An 18,368-nucleotide genomic window follows, 5' to 3' on the forward strand; every position below is an offset into this window, starting at 1 on the left:
CTCAGACGCGACGAATCTTTCGCCCGACTCGGGCAAGAAGTGCATACAACGACATCGAATCGCGCAGGGGCTTCGATCCGATCACGTGTCGAGCCATCCGGGCGTGCGAAGCACACCACGATATTTGACATGTTTGGCCAGTCGGGGCATGCGAATACGCGGGCGGAAGTGGCGAGCCGGCTCGGGAAGGATGAGTTGCTCGGCACGCTGTACGAACAGTATTGCGAGGCCGTGGTGTCGCCACAGGTGTTGTCTTCTTCGCAATGGCATATGCCGATGACGCGCGCGCAGGCCACCCACCGGTCGATATCGATTGTCCATGAAAGCGGGGCGTCCGGGCAGACGCATAACTCCACGATCCAGGACTGGATTAATCCGGAGGCCGTGATGGGTTTGCTGGGTGATATCGATCTGCTCGAAGAGGCCTTTGGTCCCCTGCAAAAGGGCGGCCCCCCGGAACCCTTGAGGATTGATGGAGTGCCGGAAGTCCTCCTTCTTTTCGCGCCCCCCGAGTTGCAGAGTCAGGTCGGGAATCGGTGCGCATCGATACCACCTGTGCTGGCCCAGCGAGAGCACCACACGCTATCGATCGACAGCCCGTTACCAGCACTTTCCTCGGTATCGGAAGACGCCCGACGAGACGCTCAAGTTACCAGAACGACGTCCGAATGAGCCAATTTCAAGACACAACCGATCTCACACACCTGAGTGAACTGGGCGAGGTCACCGCCGACCAGCTGATTGCCCGCGTCGAGGTGCTGATCCGCAAGTCTCCCACTAACGCGGATCTGCGCTGGGCGCTCTTTCAGTGGCTCTGCATCGTGCAGTCTTGGGGTCGCGCCGTGCAGCAACTACAGATCTATGCGCAGCTCAAGGGCACCGACCCACCCATGGTTCACGTCTACCGGGATCTGGTGCGTGCGGAGCGCCATCGCTCCAGTGTCCTCGCCGGCACGACACTGCCAGCGTTCGTGTTCGACGACGTTGAGCCGTGGATGCGCTCGCTGCTGGACGCACTCGCACTCGGGGCAAGGCAGGAGTGGAGCGCTTCGGATGATGCGCGCGGGAAGGCAATCGCGGCAGCTCCCCACATCGCTGGCCACAGCCGCGAGCATGCGTTTGAGTGGATTGCGGACAGCGATTCGCGCCTCGGGCCAGTGTGCGAAATCATCACGGCCGGGCGCTACCGCTGGATCTCGATGGCTGACATCAGCGCTTGGGACGTGATGCCGCCGGTGAGCCTGCTCGACCTGATTTGGGCGCCGTGCGTGGTGACGCTCAAGGACGGCACACCCATGCACGGCTTTATGCCCGCGCGTTATCCCGACTCGGGCCGTTCCGCTGACCCGGGCACTTTCGGCTTGCTGCTTGGGCGCAGCACGCGCTGGGAGGAGAGCGGGCGCACGATGGTGCGTGCTTCAGGGCGCAAGACCTGGGTCACGAGCGCAGGCGACGCAAGCGTTTTCGAACTGGCGCATGCGACCTTCGGTGCGTCGGGCACCGTCGCGGGAGTGCACTGATGCGCTGCCCGCACAAACCAGGCGCCGCGGCGCTCACGCAAGCGCCGCGGCGCGCCGACAATCATCTGATGCCGACGTTGCTGGACCGGCTGCGCGACGACGCGCCAGACCGGCCTACCGAGGCGCCCTCGGAATACACCGTCACGCGCGCCCAGCTTCGCGAAATCATCCAGCGCGATCTGGCGTTTCTGCTCAATGCGACAAATCTCGGCAACCTGATCGACGAAAAGCGCTACAAGCACGCCGCGAAGTCGACGGCTAACTTCGGTGTTCCGCCACTCGCGGGCGCCTTCATGGCCACGCGCAAATGGTCCGACATCGAGAGCGCAGTGAAGACGGCGATCATCAATTTCGAGCCGCGTCTGATCGCGGACACGATCAAGGTGATTCCCGCTGCCGGCACGCAGGGCAAGACGCTGTACAACAGTCTCGCCTTCGAGATCCACGGCATGATCCGCATGGATCCGTACCCGCTCGAGTTCATGGTCCAAAGCTCGCTGGATCTGGAGACTAGCCGTCTGCACGCGGACGCGCGCGCTCGCTAAAAAGGAAAAAGAAGCATGGACCCGCGGTTGCTCGAGTACTACAACAAAGAACTGATCTACATGCGCGAGCTGGCGAACGAATTCGCCCAGGCGCATCCGAAGATCGCGCGCCGCCTGGGCATGCAGGCTGGCGAGATGACCGATCCCTATGTCGAGCGGCTCATCGAGGGCTTCAGCTTCATGGCCGCACGCATGCAGATCAAGATCGACGCGGAGTTTCCCAGGTTCACTGGTCGCATGCTGGAAGTGGTGTACCCGAACTACGTGAGGCCCACACCGTCGATGGCGGTGGCGCGCTATTTCCCGGATCCGAAAAAGGGCAATCTGGGCGAAGGACTGACGATCGAACGTGGCGCGACGCTCATGAGCCGCATTCCACCGGGCGAAAATACGGCATGCGAATTTCGCACCAGTCAGGATGTCACGCTCTATCCGCTCGAGATTGTCAGCGCGCGGCTGACCGGCATCCCGCCTGACATCCCGATGCTCGACCGCTATGTGCCGCCGCACGCCCAGGTGCGCAGCGCGCTGCGCCTGCGTTTGCGTGTCACCGAGGGGGAGAAGATTTCGGAGCTCGCGGGGCTGGACCGACTGCCCTTCTATTTGTCCGGCGACGAACAGGTGGCTTCACACCTCTTCGAGCTGTTGCACGCCGGCGGGGTCGCGACCATTACAGGCGAACCTGGCGCATTCGGCGATCAGGACCGGCCGTTTGCCGCTGTCACGCATAACGCGGTGGTGCACGAAGGGCTGGGCGTCAACGAGGGACTTCTGCCGCTGAACTGGTCGAAGTTTCACGGCCACAATCTCCTGCACGAATATTTCGCGTGCCCGAGCCGGTTCTATTTTTTCACGCTGACCGGGTTGCAGGAGGGACTGCGCAAAGCTCGTGGCCGTGAAGCGGAAATCGTCGTGTTGCTCAGCCAGTCGGGCGATCGCCTGGCCGGGCTGGTCGACGCCTCGCGCTTTGCCCTGTTCTGCACGCCCGTCATCAATCTCTTTCCACGCAAGATCGAACGCGTTGAGCTGAAGGAAGCAGCGACGGAATTTCACATGGTGCCCAAGCGGCTTGCGCCGCTGGACTATGAAGTGTTCACCATCGACGCATTGCATGCGCAGGTGGGGGAGAAGTCGGCCAAGCTTGAGTTCCGGCCGCTCTACCAGACGCTGAACAACGACGAAGGCAATCACGGTCGATACTTCTGCCTGCGCCGCGAGCGCCGGCTGCTCTCCGATTCGGCGCGGCGCTACGGAACGCGAACGCCTTACATCGGCACCGAGGTGTTTGTCTCGCTCGTCGACCAGTTCGAGGCGCCGTACCACGAAGGCATGCGTTATCTCTCGATCGACGCCTGGCTGACCAATCGCGACCTGCCAAACCTGGTGCCGCGTGATGGTCTGGACGATCTGGAGCCACAGGAGAACACGCCGGTCGCGGGTATCGGCCTCATCCGGCCGCCCAGCACACCGCGTGCACCTTTTGCCGAGCGTGAAACGGCATGGCGCCTGATCCGGCAGCTGAACTTCAACTCCGTGCCGCTCGAAGACTCGGAGCATCGCCCCGGAGGACAGGGCCTGCGCGACATGCTTCGACTCTTCATCAGTGGCGATGACACGACCCATCAACGCCAGGTGGAGGGCCTGCTTGGCGTGAAGACCCGGCCGGTCTCAAGAAAGCTGCCGGGCGCGGGTCCGCTGGTGTTCGGTCGCGGTACCGAATGCCAGTTGACGGTCGACGAGAGCGGATTTTCGGGCGGCAGTCCGTTCCTTTTCGGACTGATTCTTGAGCACTATCTGGCGCGCCACGTATCGATCAATTCGTTCACGCAGACGGAGCTGCAATCCATGCAGCGCGGACGCATCATGCGCTGGCCCGTGCGCATGGGCACGCGGGGCGTCGTATGACCGATCGCGCTGTACAGGGCGCCTTGCTGCGCGACACGGGGCTGTCGCCAGAGATGCTCGAACAGATGCAGGCCGAACCGTGGCAGTTCGGCTTTCTGTCCCTGATGCGCCGCCTGGGCGCCAACCCCGATCTGGCTCCAATCGGTCTGGCGCAGCGCCCGCGTGCCGAGCCATTCCGGCTGGGCCAGCAGCCGAGTCTCACGTTCGCGCCGCGCGAGATCGCCTGCATCAGCGAGCGCGAAGGCCGCCTGCTGGTGCGTCTGTTCAGCCTGGGCATGCTCGGGCCAAACGGGGCGTTGCCGATCCACTTTACCGAAGTCGCGCGTGAGCGCGAAGAGAGCCGGCGCGACGCCACGCTCGTGCGCTTTCTGGACCTGTTCCACCACCGCTACCTCACCCTCTTTTATCGCGCCTGGGCGAGTGCGCAGGCGACCGCCGGGCTGGACCGACCGGGACCGGAGAACGAGCGATTTTCGTTCTACATCGCGAGTCTCTACGGACAGGATCCGGTCGAGCTGTCGCAACGTGTGTTGCCCGCACACGCCCAGCTTGCGGCATCTCCGCATCTGGTGCGGGAGGCGCGCAATCCGGATGGGCTTCGCCAGACGCTCGAACACTACTTCGGTGTGCCGGTGGCTATCCATGAGTACGCGTTTCACTGGATCGAGGTGGATCCGGATGACCTCAGCTATATGGCGCGGCCGGGCGACGCATCAACGATGGGCAGCGCGATGCTCGGTGAGCGTGTGCCCGACCGGCAGTACCGCTTCCGAATCGTCATCGGACCGCTCGACATTGAGGAGTATCTGCGCTTCACGCCACGCGGAAGGGATCTGCCGAGACTGGTGGACTGGGTGCGTACTTTCGTCGGTTGCGAGTTCGACTGGGAGCTGGAACTGCGCATTCGTGCGCACAGCGCGCCGCCGGCGGTCATGTCGGGAGCCCAGCAACTGGGCTGGTCGACGTGGCTCGGCAACTCGCCCGATGAGCAGCCTGTGACCGGCATGAAGTTTGAACCCGAGCGCTATGTAGATCAGTTCGTGACAACGAATGTGGCGGACACGGGCAGCGACGGCACCACCCGCCTCAAGGACGCGAGCTACTTCGAGACAACACCGTTGAAGGAACAAGATGGGGCATAACAGAAAGCACAAGAGCGCGGCAGCGGAAAAACCAGCCCGCATTGAAGCGCCGCCGCACGATTGGCTCACGCCCGTCAGCGTTGACGCGCCATGTGGCCCCGACCTTGAGTACGACCCGGAATTCGTCGTGCTCGAAGCTCAGGTTGCTGCCAGGGGCGACGCGCAGTACGGGGACTTCGTCGGCTCGCCCGAACCGGTTAACTGGAGCGACGTGGAGCGCGACTGCCGGCGTCTCATGATGCGTAGCAAGGACATGCGGCTCGCCGTGCTGTTCACGCGGTGCCGCACGCGCATGACGGGGGCGACGGGACTTGCCGAAGGACTGCAGCTGCTCACAGCGTGGCTTAACGGCCTGTACAAGACGGAACTGATTCATCGGCGCGCCCCGTGGAAAACGAAGGAATCCGTCGAACTGGCAACGCTGCAATGGGTGGCCTGGTTCAATCATCATCGACTGATGGAACCGCTCGGCTATATCCCGCCCGCTGAAGCTGAGGCAAACTACTACAGGCAACTCAGAAATACTGCGGATGCGCCTGCTTTAACTTAAACCCAATAGCCTCCACGATTCCCGGCTCGGTTCAGTACGGTTGCCATGCGCTCCCTTTAGGTCCGCTCGCACCGATACGCGTGAACGCTCGAAGATGAATTTCAGGGCAGGCAGGATTCGTCTGAAGGTGCCACGCCAACGCCGTCCCTTAACCGGGACCGCGGCCGGGTGGGGGTCTATCTGATGTCTCTGGTCTGCATGGATACGCCCAGGGAGCGCCGGCGGCGGGCATATCATCTGGCGTTGGTCGCTATTCCGGCAAGACTTGTGTCCTGCGGAATCCGTGCTATGTTTGATTCGCAACTGCATTGAACCGGGACATAATTAGCGGGGAGACACCGTGCTAGAGCGAAAGGACGAGGCAACCGTTGCACAACTGATCAAGCGTTTAATGTCTGATGGTTCCGGCTGGACGATCGCCGCGTTGAGGCTCAGGCTTGGTGCTAGCCGCACGGTTATCGAGAAGGCGCTGGACACCTTGCTGCGTCGCGGCGATGTGCTGATCGACGGACTCGATTCGGAGCTGCGTACGGGCCCACGTGCCAGAATATTTCGAGGGTGTTCGCCCGGGACGAAAGACCGTCACCTGAGTGCACATCCGGCAGCATCGGCCGCCCGAGATCCAGGCACCGAGATCATCAACGCGATGGTGCGCGGCGGCAGCGGTAAATAACCCTTTCCGACCGGGCAGCGCGCCACTCGCGTCAGAACGCGAGCGTGGCCGTGGCCATCACCGACGCGGTGCTGTTCAGGCGACTCTTGCTGGCGATGGTCGGCATCCAGCGCAGGCTCGCGGAAAACGGCACCTTGCCGCCGATCTTCGTGCCATAGGTGATGATCGGACCGAGTGCAGAATCATGGCCGCGAAAGCCGTTCAGCTGATCGGCAATCGGGCCGGTGTCGTCCGCAGAGCTGCTGGACGGTGCCCGCGACCAGACCCACCCAAGACCATGCCCCGAATCCTCCCATCCGGCGGTATTCGCCAATGCCCGTCAGCACGCTGGTGCCGGCGACCGGGCGGCCGAGCGCCATCTCGGTGGCCTGCGATGGGCTGGCCATGACGACGCCAGCCGAGATCAGCGCTGCGCACCGTATTGCGTGCATGCGGGGGTGCACGGACTCGCTCCGTGCACCCCCGCATGGCGCGGATCTTCGTTTTCTGCGGGTCTTCATCGCCGCCGTCTCCTGGAACGCGCAAGCTGCGCGCCGATCTTCGAAACCGATAGGAGGCGTTATCTCAGATTCGTCTGAGAACATTGCGCTATGTGGTCGGAACGCGCGAGCGGCCCCTGATGGCATCGTGACCTCGCTCGGCAATGCCGATGGATAAATATTATTACGTATAACGTTAAGTATCTAACTCTTCATCCAATAATGTTAGACATTATCGGTATAATGTTTGATAGATACAGATCGGGATCGTACGCACGCGGCTTCGATATCACTGCATCGACACCGCGCCGTCAGCCTGCTCGTTGAACAATGGCAGTCCCCGAATCCCTTGCCTGGCTACAACCAGTGCTGTGCTCGCATCTTCTCGGCTCCCGAAAACCTCGACAGCCGGAATGGCGATGGATCGACGATCGGCGTATCGCCGCAAACCAGGTCGGCCGCTAGCGCGCCCGCCGCAGGCGCGATGCCGAAACCGTGGCCGGAAAATCCCGTCGCCACGACCACGCCGCGCAGCGAGTCGACCTTCGAAATCACCGGAATCGCGTCGGGCATCGTATCGATCAGACCTGCCCAGCTTTGCGACACCTCGACTTTTCCGAACGCGGGAATTTCGCGCTTCAGGTTGTCCAGCATGCGAGTGATCGTCGGTCGATGCGGCTGCGGATCGAGCACGCGAATCGCTTCATAGATAGAAGGGCGATCCGATGTGCCCGGGCGCCAGCGCAGTGCTTCGTCGATGAAACGTTGGCCGAAACGCATTTTCAGCGAGTCGCGCTCGACCAGATAAGCGGGTAGAAATTTCGGAAAGAAGCGGATCGAATCGGGCGTCACGTCGGCGATATTGGCGGCCGACGTGGCGACGGTCCAGCCGCCGTCCAGGCGCTGACGAAACGCTACGCTGCCGAGGCTCACGCATGGCTCGATCGGCAGCGACAACGGGCGCGTCCGGACCACGTTCGACAGCACTTTCAACTGCGGTAGCGGCGTATCGAGGCCTTTTAGCAGCAGCCTCGACCAGGCGCCCCCGGCCACCACGACCGCATCGGTGCGAATGCGCCCTTGCTCCGTGACCACATGCGTGACGGCGCCGTTGGCGGTTTCGATTGCGCGCACAGCGCATTGCTGCTGCAAATTGACGCCGAGGTCCATCGCTGCCTGCGCCATCGCGGAGGCCGCTTTCTGTGGCTCCGCGCGACCGTCGCTGGCGGTGTAGAGGCCGCCGACGCACGAATCCGGCAGCACCGGCAACTGCCGGCGCAATTCGTCGCGACTCAACAGCCGGGTGTCGATGCCGCGCGCGCGCGCTTCCTCGGCCCACGTCTGATGACGCTCGAACTTGTCCTGCGACTTCGACGCGTACAGGATTCCGTGGCGACGAAAGCCGGTTTCCCGGCCTGTATCAACGTTCATGGTTTCCCACATGCGCATGCTTTCGACAATCAGCGGCAGCTCGCGCAAATCGCGGCCGGTTTGCCGGCACCAGCCCCAGTTACGGCTGGACTGCTCGCCCGCGATGATGCCTTTTTCGAGCACGACCGCGTTCACACCGCGCCTCGCGAGCGACAGCGCGGTCGCCACGCCCACGATTCCGCCACCCACGACCACCACGCCCGCTTCACTGGGAAACATCGTCGACGACGCGACCGCGTCAACCACTGGACCCATACGAACTCACCTCATTTCTGTTCTGAGATTGGAGAAGCACCGTCGGCCGCGGTGCGCATGCGCGCCGCGGCTGGTGGGGCTGGATTAGTCAAGCTACGCGCGTCCCGGAGCCGTTAAACGCCGGTCGAGCGGATTCAGATTGGGCGCGATGCGCCCGACTTCTTCCTTGAGAAGATTCACGTATTTGTCGAGCAACTCCGGCGTGAGCCGGGCCGACAGGAAGGTGAGGCCGAGCGAGGCCACGGGCCCCGATTCCACCGCGAAAATCGGCACCGACACGCCCGCCACGCCGACCAGCAATTCGCCGCGATCGAGCGCGAAACCCTGAGTCGACGTTTCGTCGATCAGTTCTCGCACACGCTTTTCCGTCATGCCGGCGTAAGTGCCGATGCGCGGCAGGTTGCGCGCCACGATTGCATCGCGTTCGTCGTCCGCGAGAAACGACAGCATCGCCAGACTGCCCGGCCCGACGCCCAGCGGCACGTAGCCGCCGATCGCGCCGGTCAACGTCTGCACAAGGCACTCGCCGTCGAGGCGGTCGATACATACCGAGTCGTCCTGGTCGCGCGCCATCAACACGACGGTCTCGCCGGTCAACTGCGCAAGCCGCTGCATTGCCGGTTGACACTGGCTGCGAAGCCCCGGTCCTTTGGCCGCCTTCGCGCCGTACACCAGCATCTTTGTGCCGAGCCGATAGCGGCGCCCTTTGTCGACTTTCGCGAGCAGGTTGTGTCCGACGAGCGTCGACAGGATGCGGTGACACGTGGCCTTGTTCAGCTCTGTGAGATCGCAGAAGTCCTTCAGTGTGATGCCTTCGTCACGGGCATTCGCGACCAGATCGAGGATCAAGACCACCCGATCGATCAGTTGAGCCCCGGGTTTTCCATTAGTTTGGGTCATCAGCGAACGTCCTTAAGTTCCATAATATAGAACTTATCACAGATAAGAACCATGATGTGAGATTTTTCTTGACGTGGCGTTTTTGATTTTTCATGATGCTTTCACCAGACCAGCGAGTGAGACGGGCCCGTGACGCGCTGTGAACAGGATCCCAGGTTGTCCGGAACCGGATGCCGGGGACTGAAACAGCGATCACTATGCGTGATGCCGGGCGTACGCGGCGCGCGATATCGCGCTGATCGGATACCGGCAAGGTGGTGCATAGCCGTAATCGACAGGAGCTCTTGATGAAGCAGTCGCTTTCGCTTGACAACGCAGCGCCCGAGCGCGAATCCGTAGCCGTCGAGGGAGCCGCTTCAGTGGATAAGGCGCGCTACCGCAAAGTCGTCATCGCTTCCGCGATGGGCTGGGGTCTCGACGGTTTCGATCACACGATGTTCGCGCTCGCACTCGGCGCGATTCTCACGTCGCTGAATCTTTCGATCGGTATCGGCGGCACGATCTCGACGGCCAGTCTGGTCGCGTCGGCGCTCGGCGGCATGTTCGGCGGCGCGCTGGCGGATCGTTACGGCCGCGCGCGGGTGCTCGTCTGGGTGGTGGTCGGTTTTAGCGTGACGACCGCGCTGACCGCGACAGCGCAGAACGCAACGCAACTGGTGATCTGGCGCACGCTGGAAGGGCTGTGCTTCGGCGCGGAGTGGCCGGTCGGCGTCGCGCTGCTGTCTGAATACGCCAAAGCCGAGAGCCGCGGTCGCGTGATGGCGTTCATGCAGAGCGCCTACTCGATTGGCTGGGCTGCATCGACGATCGCTTACTTCGTCGTATTTTCGATGGTGCCCGCCGGCGATGCATGGCGTTGGCTGTTTGTGCTTGGGTTGCTGCCGGCCATCGCGATCTTCTTCGTTCGACGCGGCATCAGCGATCGCATCAGTTCTGCCGGCGCGCACAAGCCGGCCAGTCCTTTCGCGAGCATCGCCCGGCTGTTCCATCGCGACCTGCGCCGCACGACGCTGTCGGCCACCGTGTTCCTTGTCGGCGCGCACGGCAACTACTACGCGATCGTGACGTTCCTGCCGCTCTACCTCGCCACCGAACGCGGCTTGCATGTCGCGGGTACGACCACGTTCATGCTGGTGCAGATCGTCGGCGGTTTCATCGGCTACGTATCGAGCGGCTGGTTTCACGATTGCTTCGGACGGCGTCCGACGCAGACCGGTGCGTTCATCTTTGCAATCTGCAGCGTCTTCGCGTTTCTCTACACGCCGGTCCAGTCGCCTGGCCTCGGCTATGTGCTGGTGTTCCTCGTGGGGATGAGCATTTCGTCGGTCGCGGGCGGCCTGGGCGCCATTCTCGCGGAACAGTTCCCGACGGTCATTCGCGGTGCAGGCGTGGGTTTTACCTATAACGTGGGCCGCGGCATCGCCGCGTTCGGCCCGATGTTGATCGGCTTCATGGCGAGCCGCTACGGCCTGGGCTGGTCGATGATGGTTGTGGGCATCTGCCTCGCGCTGCTGTCGACAGCAGCGCTCTGGACGTTGCCCGAAACGCGCGGCAAGGAAATCATTCGCGAAGGCGAGGTTTGACCGCGCGCCGTCACGCATCAAACCCGCCCGGCAGATCAAGCGGGACACGTGTCGATCCAGTCGACAGACATTTAACTTATGAGCAGGAACTGACCATGAGCTGGCGTATAGGTGTCGACTCGGGCGGCACATTCACCGATATCTGCCTCTTCAATAACGAAACCGGACAGCTGGAAATCTGGAAGGTGCAGTCCACTCCCGACGATCCTTCGCGCGGCATCATCGACGCCGTTCAGCAGGGGCTCGAACGGGTGGGCGCGGACGCCGGTTCGGTGTCTTTCCTCGGGCACGGCACGACGGTCGCGACCAATGCGCTGATCGAGCTGCGGGGCGTGAAGACCGGCCTCGTCGTGACTGACGGTTTCCGCGATTTGCTCGAGATCGGCCGTCAGAAGCGCCCGAGTCTGTACGACATGAACGCGGAAAAGCCGGACGTGCTGGTGTCGCGTGATCTACGTCTCGAGGTGCGCGAACGTCTCGACAGCGCGGGCCGCGTCGACATCGAGCTGTCGGAAGACGATGTGCGTGCGGCCGCGGCGAAACTGAGGGAGGCGGGCGTGGGTGCTGTGGCGATCTGCTATCTGTACAGCTTCCTGAACGCCGAACACGAAGAGCGCACCCGCGCGCTGCTCAGCGAGTTGCTGCCGGGCGTGTTCATCAGCGCATCGAGCGCGGTGGCACCGGAATTCCGTGAATTCGAACGTCTGTCCACGACGGTCGTCAACTGCTTCCTCGGACCGGTCATGCACCGTTATGTCGAAAGACTCAAGCATCGTCTCGTCGAAATCGGACTGCGCGTCGCGCCGTGTCTCACGCAGTCGAACGGTGGCGTGATCGGCTTCGATGCCGCCGCAAATCTGCCGGTGCGCACGCTGCTCTCCGGTCCGAGTACGGGAGTGGTCGCGGCGCAGGCCATCGCGAAGCAGGCCGGCTTTGCGAACATCATCACGTTCGACGTGGGCGGCACGAGCAGCGACGTCGCGCTGATGCAGAACGGCATCTGCAAGTTCACAAGTTCCACCGAAGTGCACGGCTACCCGATCAAGGCACCGATGTTCGACATTCACACGGTGGGCGCGGGCGGCGGTTCGATTGCAGGCATCGACAGCGGCGGTCTGCTGAAGGTCGGGCCGCGCAGCGCCGGCGCCGATCCGGGGCCGGTCTGCTATGGGCGCGGCAATACCGAGCCGACGGTCACCGACGCCAATATCGTGCTGCAAACGCTCAATCCGAAGGAGATTCTCGGCGGGCGCATGAAGGTGCATCGTGAACTGGCTGTCGAGGCGATCGGCGAGATCGCGCAGCGTCTTGGCATGGATACGATGCAGACCGCGCAAGGGATCATCTCGGTGCTCACCGCGAACATGGCGAAGGCGATTCGCGTGATCAGCGTGCAGCGCGGGCACGATCCGCGCGACTATGCGCTGATGGCGTTTGGCGGCGCGGGGCCGTTGCACGCCGCGCGTCTCGCGAAAGAGCTGGACATGTCGCATGTCATCGTGCCGCTCACGCCGGGCACGCTTTGCGCGCTCGGGCTGCTGCTGACCGACCTGCGCTCGGACTTCGCGCTCACGCGATTGTTGCCGCTCGCCGCCAGCTCGCTCGGCGCGCTGCGAGACGGCTATGGTGAATTGCAGGCGAAGGCGCGGCAATGGTGCGACGGGGAGCAGATCGCCGTGTCGGCCCGCGAGTACACGCGCACGATCGATCTGCGCTATGTCGGCCAGAACTACGAACTGTCCGTCGACGTGCCGGCAGGCGACATGTCTGAAGCGACGCTCGACGTAATGAAGCGCGCCTTCGAAGAGACGCACCGGCAACGCTACGGCTTCATCGCCGACGGCGAGGGTGTACAGATCGTCGCGATGCGGGTCGAGGCATTGGGCCGTGTTCCCAAGAACGAACTCCAGCCACAGGCCGACGCGGGTATCGACGCCTCGCGCGCGATGACCGGTGCGCGCAGTGTGTGGCTCGCCGAGGCGGGCGGTTTCGTCGACACGCCGGTCTACGAGCGCTCGCTGCTGCGCGCCGGCAATGTGTTCGAGGGCCCGGCCATCGTCGAGCAGATGGATACCACCACGGTCGTTTTGCCCGGCATGAGGGCCAGCGTGGATCCTTACCTCAATCTCATTCTGGAGTTCGTGTGATGCAGGCCACTATCGATCCAATCACCGTTGAAGTGATCGGCAGTTCGCTGACGTCGATCGTCGAGGAAATGGGTGAGGCACTCGTGCGCGCGAGCTACTCGACCAACATCAAGGAACGGCGCGACTGCTCGACGGCTATCTTCGACCGGCACGGTCAGGCGTTGTGTCAGGCCGAACATATTCCGATGCACCTCGGCAGCTTCATTGGCGTGATCCCCCACATCCTGAAGCGCAATGCGCTCGAAGACATTCATCCCGGCGACGTTTTCATCGCGAACGACGCATATGAGGGCGGAGCGACTCACCTGCCGGATATCGTGCTCGCGGAGCCGATTTTCTTCGACGCCAGGATCGTGGGTTGGGCGGTCAATACGGCGCACCATGCCGATTTTGCTGACCGTGGCCACGCGCATATTTATCAGGAAGGGCTGCGCATACCGCCGATTCGCCTTTATCGCGAGGGTGTGCTGCAAAAGGACGTGCAGGAACTGATCCTGCTGAACTGCCAGGTGCCGCACGAGCGTATTTCCGATCTGCGCGCGCAGCGCTCGGCCAACAGGCTTTGCGTGGAGCGGATGGAAGCGCTCTACCGGAAATACGGTGTCGAGCAGGTGCTGGCCACCGGCGATGCGCTTCAGGACTACGCCGAGCGCAAGATGCGCGCGGGTATCGCGCGAATTCCGGACGGGCATTATCGCTTCGCCGATCTGTACGACGGCTTGCAGTTCGACGGACAGATGACGCTTGGCGTCGAAATCGAGGTGGCCGGCGAAGCGATGCGTCTGCATTTCGAATCGCCCGCGCAGGTGCGTGCCGGCATGAACGTGACCTACACGGGCTTGCTCGCCACCGTGTATTACGCGGTGAAATCGGTTGTCGATTCGACGATCTTGCCGAACGCCGGCCTTGCGCGCCCGATCACCGTGACCGCCGAAAAAGGCACGCTGCTCAACTGCACGCATCCGGCCGCCGTCGACGGTCGCATCGGTGCTTGCCAGCGCGTGGTCGACGTGATCAACGGCGCGTTGGCGCAGGCAGTCCCCGAGTGTGTGCCGGCGGCGGGCAATGGTGCGTGCACCGTCGCGAGCTTCACCGGAATGCGTGAGGACGGCAGTCTGTGGGTGTATCTGGAAACCATCGGCGGCGGCGGCGGTGCCCGTCCGCACGCCGACGGTCTGAGCGGCATTCACGTGTCGATGACCAACACGTCGAATCTGCCGGTCGAAGCGCTGGAACTGGAGTATCCGCTCACGCTGCTGCGCTACGAACTGGTCGAGGATTCGGGCGGCGCGGGGCAGTTCCGCGGCGGGATGGGTTTGCGCCGCGTCTATCGCATCGATCGCGATTGCGTGGTGTATCTGGAAGGATCGCGGTTGATGTCGTCTCCGTGGGGCCTGCGTGGCGGTGCGAACGGCACGGGCGGCCGCTTCTATTGCGGCGAACCGGGCGCGTCGTTGAAGGGTTCCGTCGCGCTGAAGCGCGGGCAGATGCTCGACATCGTCACGCCGGGCGCGGGCGGTTATGGCGATCCGCGCAAACGCCCGACCGATCAGGTGGTGGCCGATCTTGCGCAGGGCCGCATTTCGCGGGAAACCGCGCAGCGCGTCTATCAGTACGCGGCTCAGGCGGCGTGTTCCTGATCCTGATTGCGCGGGAGTGCCGCGGAACAGCCGGCGTTGCATGACGCGCGGCGCGTGCCGTCGATCCCGTCGCTCCGGATAGTCGATCACACGGCGGGTGCAGCGAACGAAGCCGTCGCGCGGTGCGCGCACGGCGTGGATCGTTGCGCTCTTTTTCCGGCGCCCAAAAGGGGCCGGCTCGAGGGAGGAAACACTCTATGGCAACACTGCAAGTCGAAAAGCTCAAATCCGGCAGCGTATTCGAAGACACGTACAGCTACTCGCGCGCAGTCGTCGTGGACAACTGGATTCTGGTTGCGAATACGGCCGGCCGTCACTATCAAACCCGGGAAATTTCAGACGATGCAGCGCAACAGGCGCGCCAATGCCTGGCCAACGTGGAGGGCGCGCTGAAAGCCGTCGGATCAGGTTTCGCGGATGTGGTTCGCTCGCGCGTGTTTATTCCGAATCTCGCGGACAAGGACGCAGTCATGCACGTCATTGCCGAAGCGTTTCGCGGCGTCGATCCCGCCAGCACCATTACCGCGACGCCTCTTGCCGGACCCGAGTATCTGGTCGAGATCGAGGTGACCGCCTACCGCGGTGCTGGCGAGGCGCAGACCAAGCGGATCGACGTCACGCTTTAAGCACTCGACAAGAGCGCATGCCGCGCCGTTCAGGTAATGACCACGCAGGCCGCCCGGGGTCGGCGTGCTGATTCAGGAGACAAGCATGAACTCTGCTGTGCCGACGTTGCAGCACTTTATCGACGGCGCTTTTGTGCCGGGTACCGAGCATCTCGACGTGCACAATCCAGCGGACCACAAGCTGCTGTCGCGCATGCCGGTGGCGAGCGCGGAGCAGATCGAATGCGCACTCGATGCCGCCCGACGCGCGCAGCCCGCATGTGCAAAACGCACGCCGCAGGAGCGTGCGGGTTTTCTGCGCCGGATTGCGGCCGGCGTGCGCGAGCACGCGCCTCAGCTCGCGCGGACCATCATGCTGGAGCAGGGCAAGGTAGCCAGTCTCGCTGAGATCGAGGTCGCCTTTACCGCCGATTACCTGGATTACATGGCGGAGTGGGCACGACGTATCGAAGGGGAAATCATCACCAGCGATCGTCCGGGTGAAAACATTTTTTTATTCCGCAAGCCAATGGGCGTCGTCGCCGGTATTTTGCCGTGGAATTTCCCGTTGTTTCTGATCGCTCGAAAAATGGCGCCGGCGCTATTGACCGGCAACACGATCGTCATCAAGCCGAGTGAAGAGACGCCGAATAACTGTTTCGAGTTTGCGAAACTGGTGGCCGAAACGGATTTGCCGGCTGGTGTGTTCAACGTGGTCGGCGGGATGGGCGAGGTCGGCGCGCGGCTTGCCGCCAGCGAACGTGTCGATATGATCAGCTTCACCGGAAGCGTATCGACGGGCGCGAGAATCATGGCGGCCGCTGCAGGCAATCTGACGAAGCTCAATCTCGAACTGGGCGGCAAGGCGCCGGCCATCGTGCTCGCCGACGCCGATCTGGAACTGGCGGTCAAAGCGATTCACGCATCGCGCGTCATCAATACCGGTCAGGTCTGCAATTGCGCGGAACGCGTGTATGTCGAACGCAGCGTCGCGTCGTCGTTCATCGAACGAATCACCGCGGCAATGGCGGCAACGCGTTATGGCGATCCGGGCCGTGAGTCCAATCTGGACATGGGACCACTGATCAACGAACGCGCGCTGAAAAGCGTCGCGGACAAAGTCAGCGCCGCGATTGCGCAAGGTGCAACGGTGACGACCGGTGGCGCGGTCGCCGCGCGGGAGGCCGGTTATCACTATCAGCCGACTGTGCTGGCGGATTGCCGCGCGGACATGAACATCATGCGCGAAGAAATCTTCGGGCCGGTGCTGCCGATCCAGATCGTCGAAGGCCTCGATGAAGCGATCAGCCTTGCCAACGACTCGACCTATGGCCTGACGTCGTCGATCTATACGCGAAGCCTCGCTAGTGCGATGCAGGCGAGCCGCGAACTGGACTTCGGCGAGACCTACATCAATCGCGAGAATTTCGAGGCGATGCAGGGATTTCACGCGGGCGTGCGGCGCTCGGGCATGGGCGGTGCCGATGGCAAGCACGGCCTGTACGAATACACGCATACGCACGTTGTTTACATGCAGTCTTGATTTGACGCCTGTACGCGGTTTCGGCGTGCCGCGAGCCCGTTTTTTCCACACGTCCGGTGTTCGTCGCAAAGCGCGGCGTGTCCGTGTGAAGGATGGTTGATATTTCGCATGTCCTTCATTTATTTCGGATGACGAATTATATAGCGAGACTAATTTCTAACAGTTGCTTCAAGGTGAAGGGGACGTCGATGAAGAAGGTCGTGATGATGTTCGCGTGCGGGGCAGCAGCAGGATTGACGCACGCTCAGAGTTCCGTGACGCTTTACGGCGTCGTGGACGAGGGTTTCCAGTACACGAATAATCAGGGCGGCAAGACTTCTTATGCGATGTCGCAGGGAGGCCTTGGCAGCAGCAAGTGGGGACTGACGGGCAATGAAGATCTCGGCGGCGGGCTGCGCGTATTCTTCAAGCTCGAAAATGGCTTTAATCCGAGCAACGGCGCGCTGGGCAACAATGGCGCGCTGTTCGGACGGACGGCTTATATCGGGATCGGCAGCGACCGTTACGGACAGATCAGACTCGGTAAGCAATATGACCTGCTGTTCGATAGCCTTGTGCTGATGTCGGCCGCAGGGAAGTTCGCGGGCGGCCTGGGTGCACATGTCGGCGACGTCGACAACATTTGGGGCGACTTCAACTTGAACAACGCAGTGAAGTACCTGTCGCCGACGCTGCGCGGGCTGCAGTTTGGCGCCGCCTACGCGTTCGGCAATACGGCGGGGTCGATGGGCCGCAACCAGGTCGTGAATTTCTCGCTGACCTATGCGAACGGTCCTTTCGGCGCCGCCGCGGCTTACCTGAAGGTCAATAATCCAGGCACGGCCGTGTGGAACGCGAGCGCGTCGCCGGTCGAGGGCCAAGACTACACCAATCCACTCACCACGCCGATTTATCGCGGCTACGCGAGTGCTTCTTCCCTGCAGATCGCTGGCGGCGCAGTCAAGTATCAGCTGGCGGCGTCGAATTTCGGGATCGTATACACGAACGTGCAGTTCCATGATGCGGTGGTGACCAGTACGACTCCGCTCGGCGGCAATGCGCACTTCAATACGCTGGAAGGCAACTACACCTACAACGTGACGCCCGAGCTGTTGCTGGGCGCGGCATACAGCTACACGTGGGCGCAGGATGCGCGTTATGGGCAGTTGAATCTCGGCTCGACGTACCTGTTGTCCAAGCGCACGTTGTTTTATGTTAGCGGCGTCTGGCAACACGCGAGCGGTACGAACTCGGTGGGTACAGCGGCGATGGCGGCAAACAACAATATTACGGCGTCGAGTACGCCGAATCAGGTCGTGGTGCGCCTCGGAATCCGGCATAGCTTTTAATCGTCTTTGTGTAGTGTCGCCAGATTTGATCCGCCGGCGTCAATCATCCCGGTCTCTGGTTCGCTGTCGGCGGTGATTGCCTTTTCGATGCAACGCGACACCGCAACCGCGTCGTGATGGGT

General features: G+C 62.5%; 15 protein-coding genes and 1 pseudogene. 13 read left to right on the top strand and 3 right to left on the bottom strand.

Going from position 1 to position 18,368, the window contains the following annotated elements:
* The first annotated feature begins 129 nt into the window (after positions 1-129).
* The 7 genes from BMY06_RS13655 (at position 130) to BMY06_RS38680 (ending at position 6,335) form a co-directional block, all read left to right on the top strand.
* Positions 130-672, top strand: coding sequence for a TagK domain-containing protein (locus tag BMY06_RS13655; protein WP_074983679.1), 543 nt, complete (start codon positions 130-132; stop codon positions 670-672).
* Complete coding sequence (locus BMY06_RS13660; protein ID WP_074983681.1) at positions 669-1,520, top strand: type VI secretion system accessory protein TagJ; 852 nt, start codon at positions 669-671, stop codon at positions 1,518-1,520. Before BMY06_RS13655 ends, BMY06_RS13660 begins: the two co-directional genes overlap by 4 nt.
* Positions 1,520-2,065 (top strand): type VI secretion system baseplate subunit TssE, encoded by a 546-nt coding sequence (gene tssE / locus BMY06_RS13665; protein WP_074983682.1) that lies wholly within the window; start codon positions 1,520-1,522, stop codon positions 2,063-2,065. Before BMY06_RS13660 ends, tssE begins: the two co-directional genes overlap by 1 nt.
* Positions 2,066-2,080: 15 nt before the next feature.
* The gene (gene tssF, locus BMY06_RS13670; RefSeq protein ID WP_074983684.1) at positions 2,081-3,970 is read left to right on the top strand and encodes a type VI secretion system baseplate subunit TssF; all 1,890 of its coding nucleotides are present in this window, start codon (positions 2,081-2,083) and stop codon (positions 3,968-3,970) included.
* Positions 3,967-5,112 carry a type VI secretion system baseplate subunit TssG gene (tssG, locus tag BMY06_RS13675; protein WP_080180497.1) on the top strand — a complete coding sequence of 382 codons (1,146 nt, stop codon included), beginning with the start codon at positions 3,967-3,969 and terminating at the stop codon, positions 5,110-5,112. The genes tssF and tssG overlap by 4 nt, the downstream gene beginning before the upstream one ends.
* Positions 5,102-5,662, top strand: coding sequence for a type VI secretion system ImpA family N-terminal domain-containing protein (locus tag BMY06_RS40650; protein ID WP_080180496.1), 561 nt, complete (start codon positions 5,102-5,104; stop codon positions 5,660-5,662). Before tssG ends, BMY06_RS40650 begins: the two co-directional genes overlap by 11 nt.
* Before the next feature lie 340 nt (positions 5,663-6,002).
* Complete coding sequence (locus BMY06_RS38680) at positions 6,003-6,335, top strand: DUF2867 domain-containing protein (protein ID WP_124263124.1); 333 nt, start codon at positions 6,003-6,005, stop codon at positions 6,333-6,335.
* A 31-nt stretch (positions 6,336-6,366) separates the two neighbouring features.
* Here the strand turns inward: BMY06_RS38680 and BMY06_RS13685 are convergent.
* The 3 genes and pseudogenes from BMY06_RS13685 to BMY06_RS13695 all read right to left on the bottom strand — a co-directional run.
* Positions 6,367-6,604: pseudogene (locus tag BMY06_RS13685) on the bottom strand (transporter); the annotation flags it as partial.
* A 567-nt stretch (positions 6,605-7,171) separates the two neighbouring features.
* Positions 7,172-8,500, bottom strand: a complete 1,329-nt coding sequence (locus BMY06_RS13690) for an NAD(P)/FAD-dependent oxidoreductase (RefSeq protein ID WP_074983687.1) — start codon at positions 8,498-8,500, stop codon at positions 7,172-7,174.
* Positions 8,501-8,593: 93 nt separating this feature from the next.
* Positions 8,594-9,400 carry an IclR family transcriptional regulator gene (locus BMY06_RS13695; RefSeq protein ID WP_074983688.1) on the bottom strand — a complete coding sequence of 269 codons (807 nt, stop codon included), beginning with the start codon at positions 9,398-9,400 and terminating at the stop codon, positions 8,594-8,596.
* A gap of 287 nt (positions 9,401-9,687) precedes the next feature.
* Between BMY06_RS13695 and BMY06_RS13700 the strand changes: the two genes are divergently transcribed.
* The 6 genes from BMY06_RS13700 (at position 9,688) to BMY06_RS13725 (ending at position 18,246) form a co-directional block, all read left to right on the top strand.
* A complete protein-coding gene (locus BMY06_RS13700) occupies positions 9,688-10,983 on the top strand; it encodes an MFS transporter (RefSeq protein ID WP_080180495.1) in 1,296 nt (431 codons plus the stop codon).
* 95 nt (positions 10,984-11,078) lie between these two features.
* Positions 11,079-13,130, top strand: coding sequence for a hydantoinase/oxoprolinase family protein (locus BMY06_RS13705; protein ID WP_074983690.1), 2,052 nt, complete (start codon positions 11,079-11,081; stop codon positions 13,128-13,130).
* Entirely contained in the window at positions 13,130-14,770 is a 1,641-nt protein-coding gene (locus BMY06_RS13710) for a hydantoinase B/oxoprolinase family protein (protein ID WP_074983692.1), read from the top strand. Before BMY06_RS13705 ends, BMY06_RS13710 begins: the two co-directional genes overlap by 1 nt.
* A gap of 197 nt (positions 14,771-14,967) precedes the next feature.
* The gene (locus tag BMY06_RS13715; protein WP_074983693.1) at positions 14,968-15,396 is read left to right on the top strand and encodes a RidA family protein; all 429 of its coding nucleotides are present in this window, start codon (positions 14,968-14,970) and stop codon (positions 15,394-15,396) included.
* An 85-nt stretch (positions 15,397-15,481) separates the two neighbouring features.
* A complete protein-coding gene (gene aldA / locus BMY06_RS13720; RefSeq protein WP_074983695.1) occupies positions 15,482-16,918 on the top strand; it encodes an aldehyde dehydrogenase in 1,437 nt (478 codons plus the stop codon).
* A 188-nt stretch (positions 16,919-17,106) separates the two neighbouring features.
* Complete coding sequence (locus BMY06_RS13725; RefSeq protein WP_074983696.1) at positions 17,107-18,246, top strand: porin; 1,140 nt, start codon at positions 17,107-17,109, stop codon at positions 18,244-18,246.
* The last annotated feature ends 122 nt before the right edge of the window (positions 18,247-18,368 follow it).

It is taken from the genome of Paraburkholderia tropica (assembly GCF_900109265.1).
Lineage (GTDB): Bacteria > Pseudomonadota > Gammaproteobacteria > Burkholderiales > Burkholderiaceae > Paraburkholderia > Paraburkholderia tropica.

Excerpts from the sequence above, each read along its gene's own strand:
- BMY06_RS13655 (WP_074983679.1), top strand. The coding sequence starts at position 130 with ATGTTTGGCCAGTCGGGGCATGCGAATACGCGGGCGGAAGTGGCGAGC.
- BMY06_RS13660 (WP_074983681.1), top strand. The coding sequence starts at position 669 with ATGAGCCAATTTCAAGACACAACCGATCTCACACACCTGAGTGAACTG.
- tssE (WP_074983682.1), top strand. The coding sequence starts at position 1,520 with ATGCGCTGCCCGCACAAACCAGGCGCCGCGGCGCTCACGCAAGCGCCG.
- tssF (WP_074983684.1), top strand. The coding sequence starts at position 2,081 with ATGGACCCGCGGTTGCTCGAGTACTACAACAAAGAACTGATCTACATG.
- tssG (WP_080180497.1), top strand. The coding sequence starts at position 3,967 with ATGACCGATCGCGCTGTACAGGGCGCCTTGCTGCGCGACACGGGGCTG.
- BMY06_RS40650 (WP_080180496.1), top strand. The coding sequence starts at position 5,102 with ATGGGGCATAACAGAAAGCACAAGAGCGCGGCAGCGGAAAAACCAGCC.
- BMY06_RS13690 (WP_074983687.1), bottom strand. The coding sequence starts at position 8,500 with ATGGGTCCAGTGGTTGACGCGGTCGCGTCGTCGACGATGTTTCCCAGT.
- BMY06_RS13695 (WP_074983688.1), bottom strand. The coding sequence starts at position 9,400 with ATGACCCAAACTAATGGAAAACCCGGGGCTCAACTGATCGATCGGGTG.
- BMY06_RS13700 (WP_080180495.1), top strand. The coding sequence starts at position 9,688 with ATGAAGCAGTCGCTTTCGCTTGACAACGCAGCGCCCGAGCGCGAATCC.
- BMY06_RS13705 (WP_074983690.1), top strand. The coding sequence starts at position 11,079 with ATGAGCTGGCGTATAGGTGTCGACTCGGGCGGCACATTCACCGATATC.
- BMY06_RS13710 (WP_074983692.1), top strand. The coding sequence starts at position 13,130 with ATGCAGGCCACTATCGATCCAATCACCGTTGAAGTGATCGGCAGTTCG.
- BMY06_RS13715 (WP_074983693.1), top strand. The coding sequence starts at position 14,968 with ATGGCAACACTGCAAGTCGAAAAGCTCAAATCCGGCAGCGTATTCGAA.
- aldA (WP_074983695.1), top strand. The coding sequence starts at position 15,482 with ATGAACTCTGCTGTGCCGACGTTGCAGCACTTTATCGACGGCGCTTTT.
- BMY06_RS13725 (WP_074983696.1), top strand. The coding sequence starts at position 17,107 with ATGAAGAAGGTCGTGATGATGTTCGCGTGCGGGGCAGCAGCAGGATTG.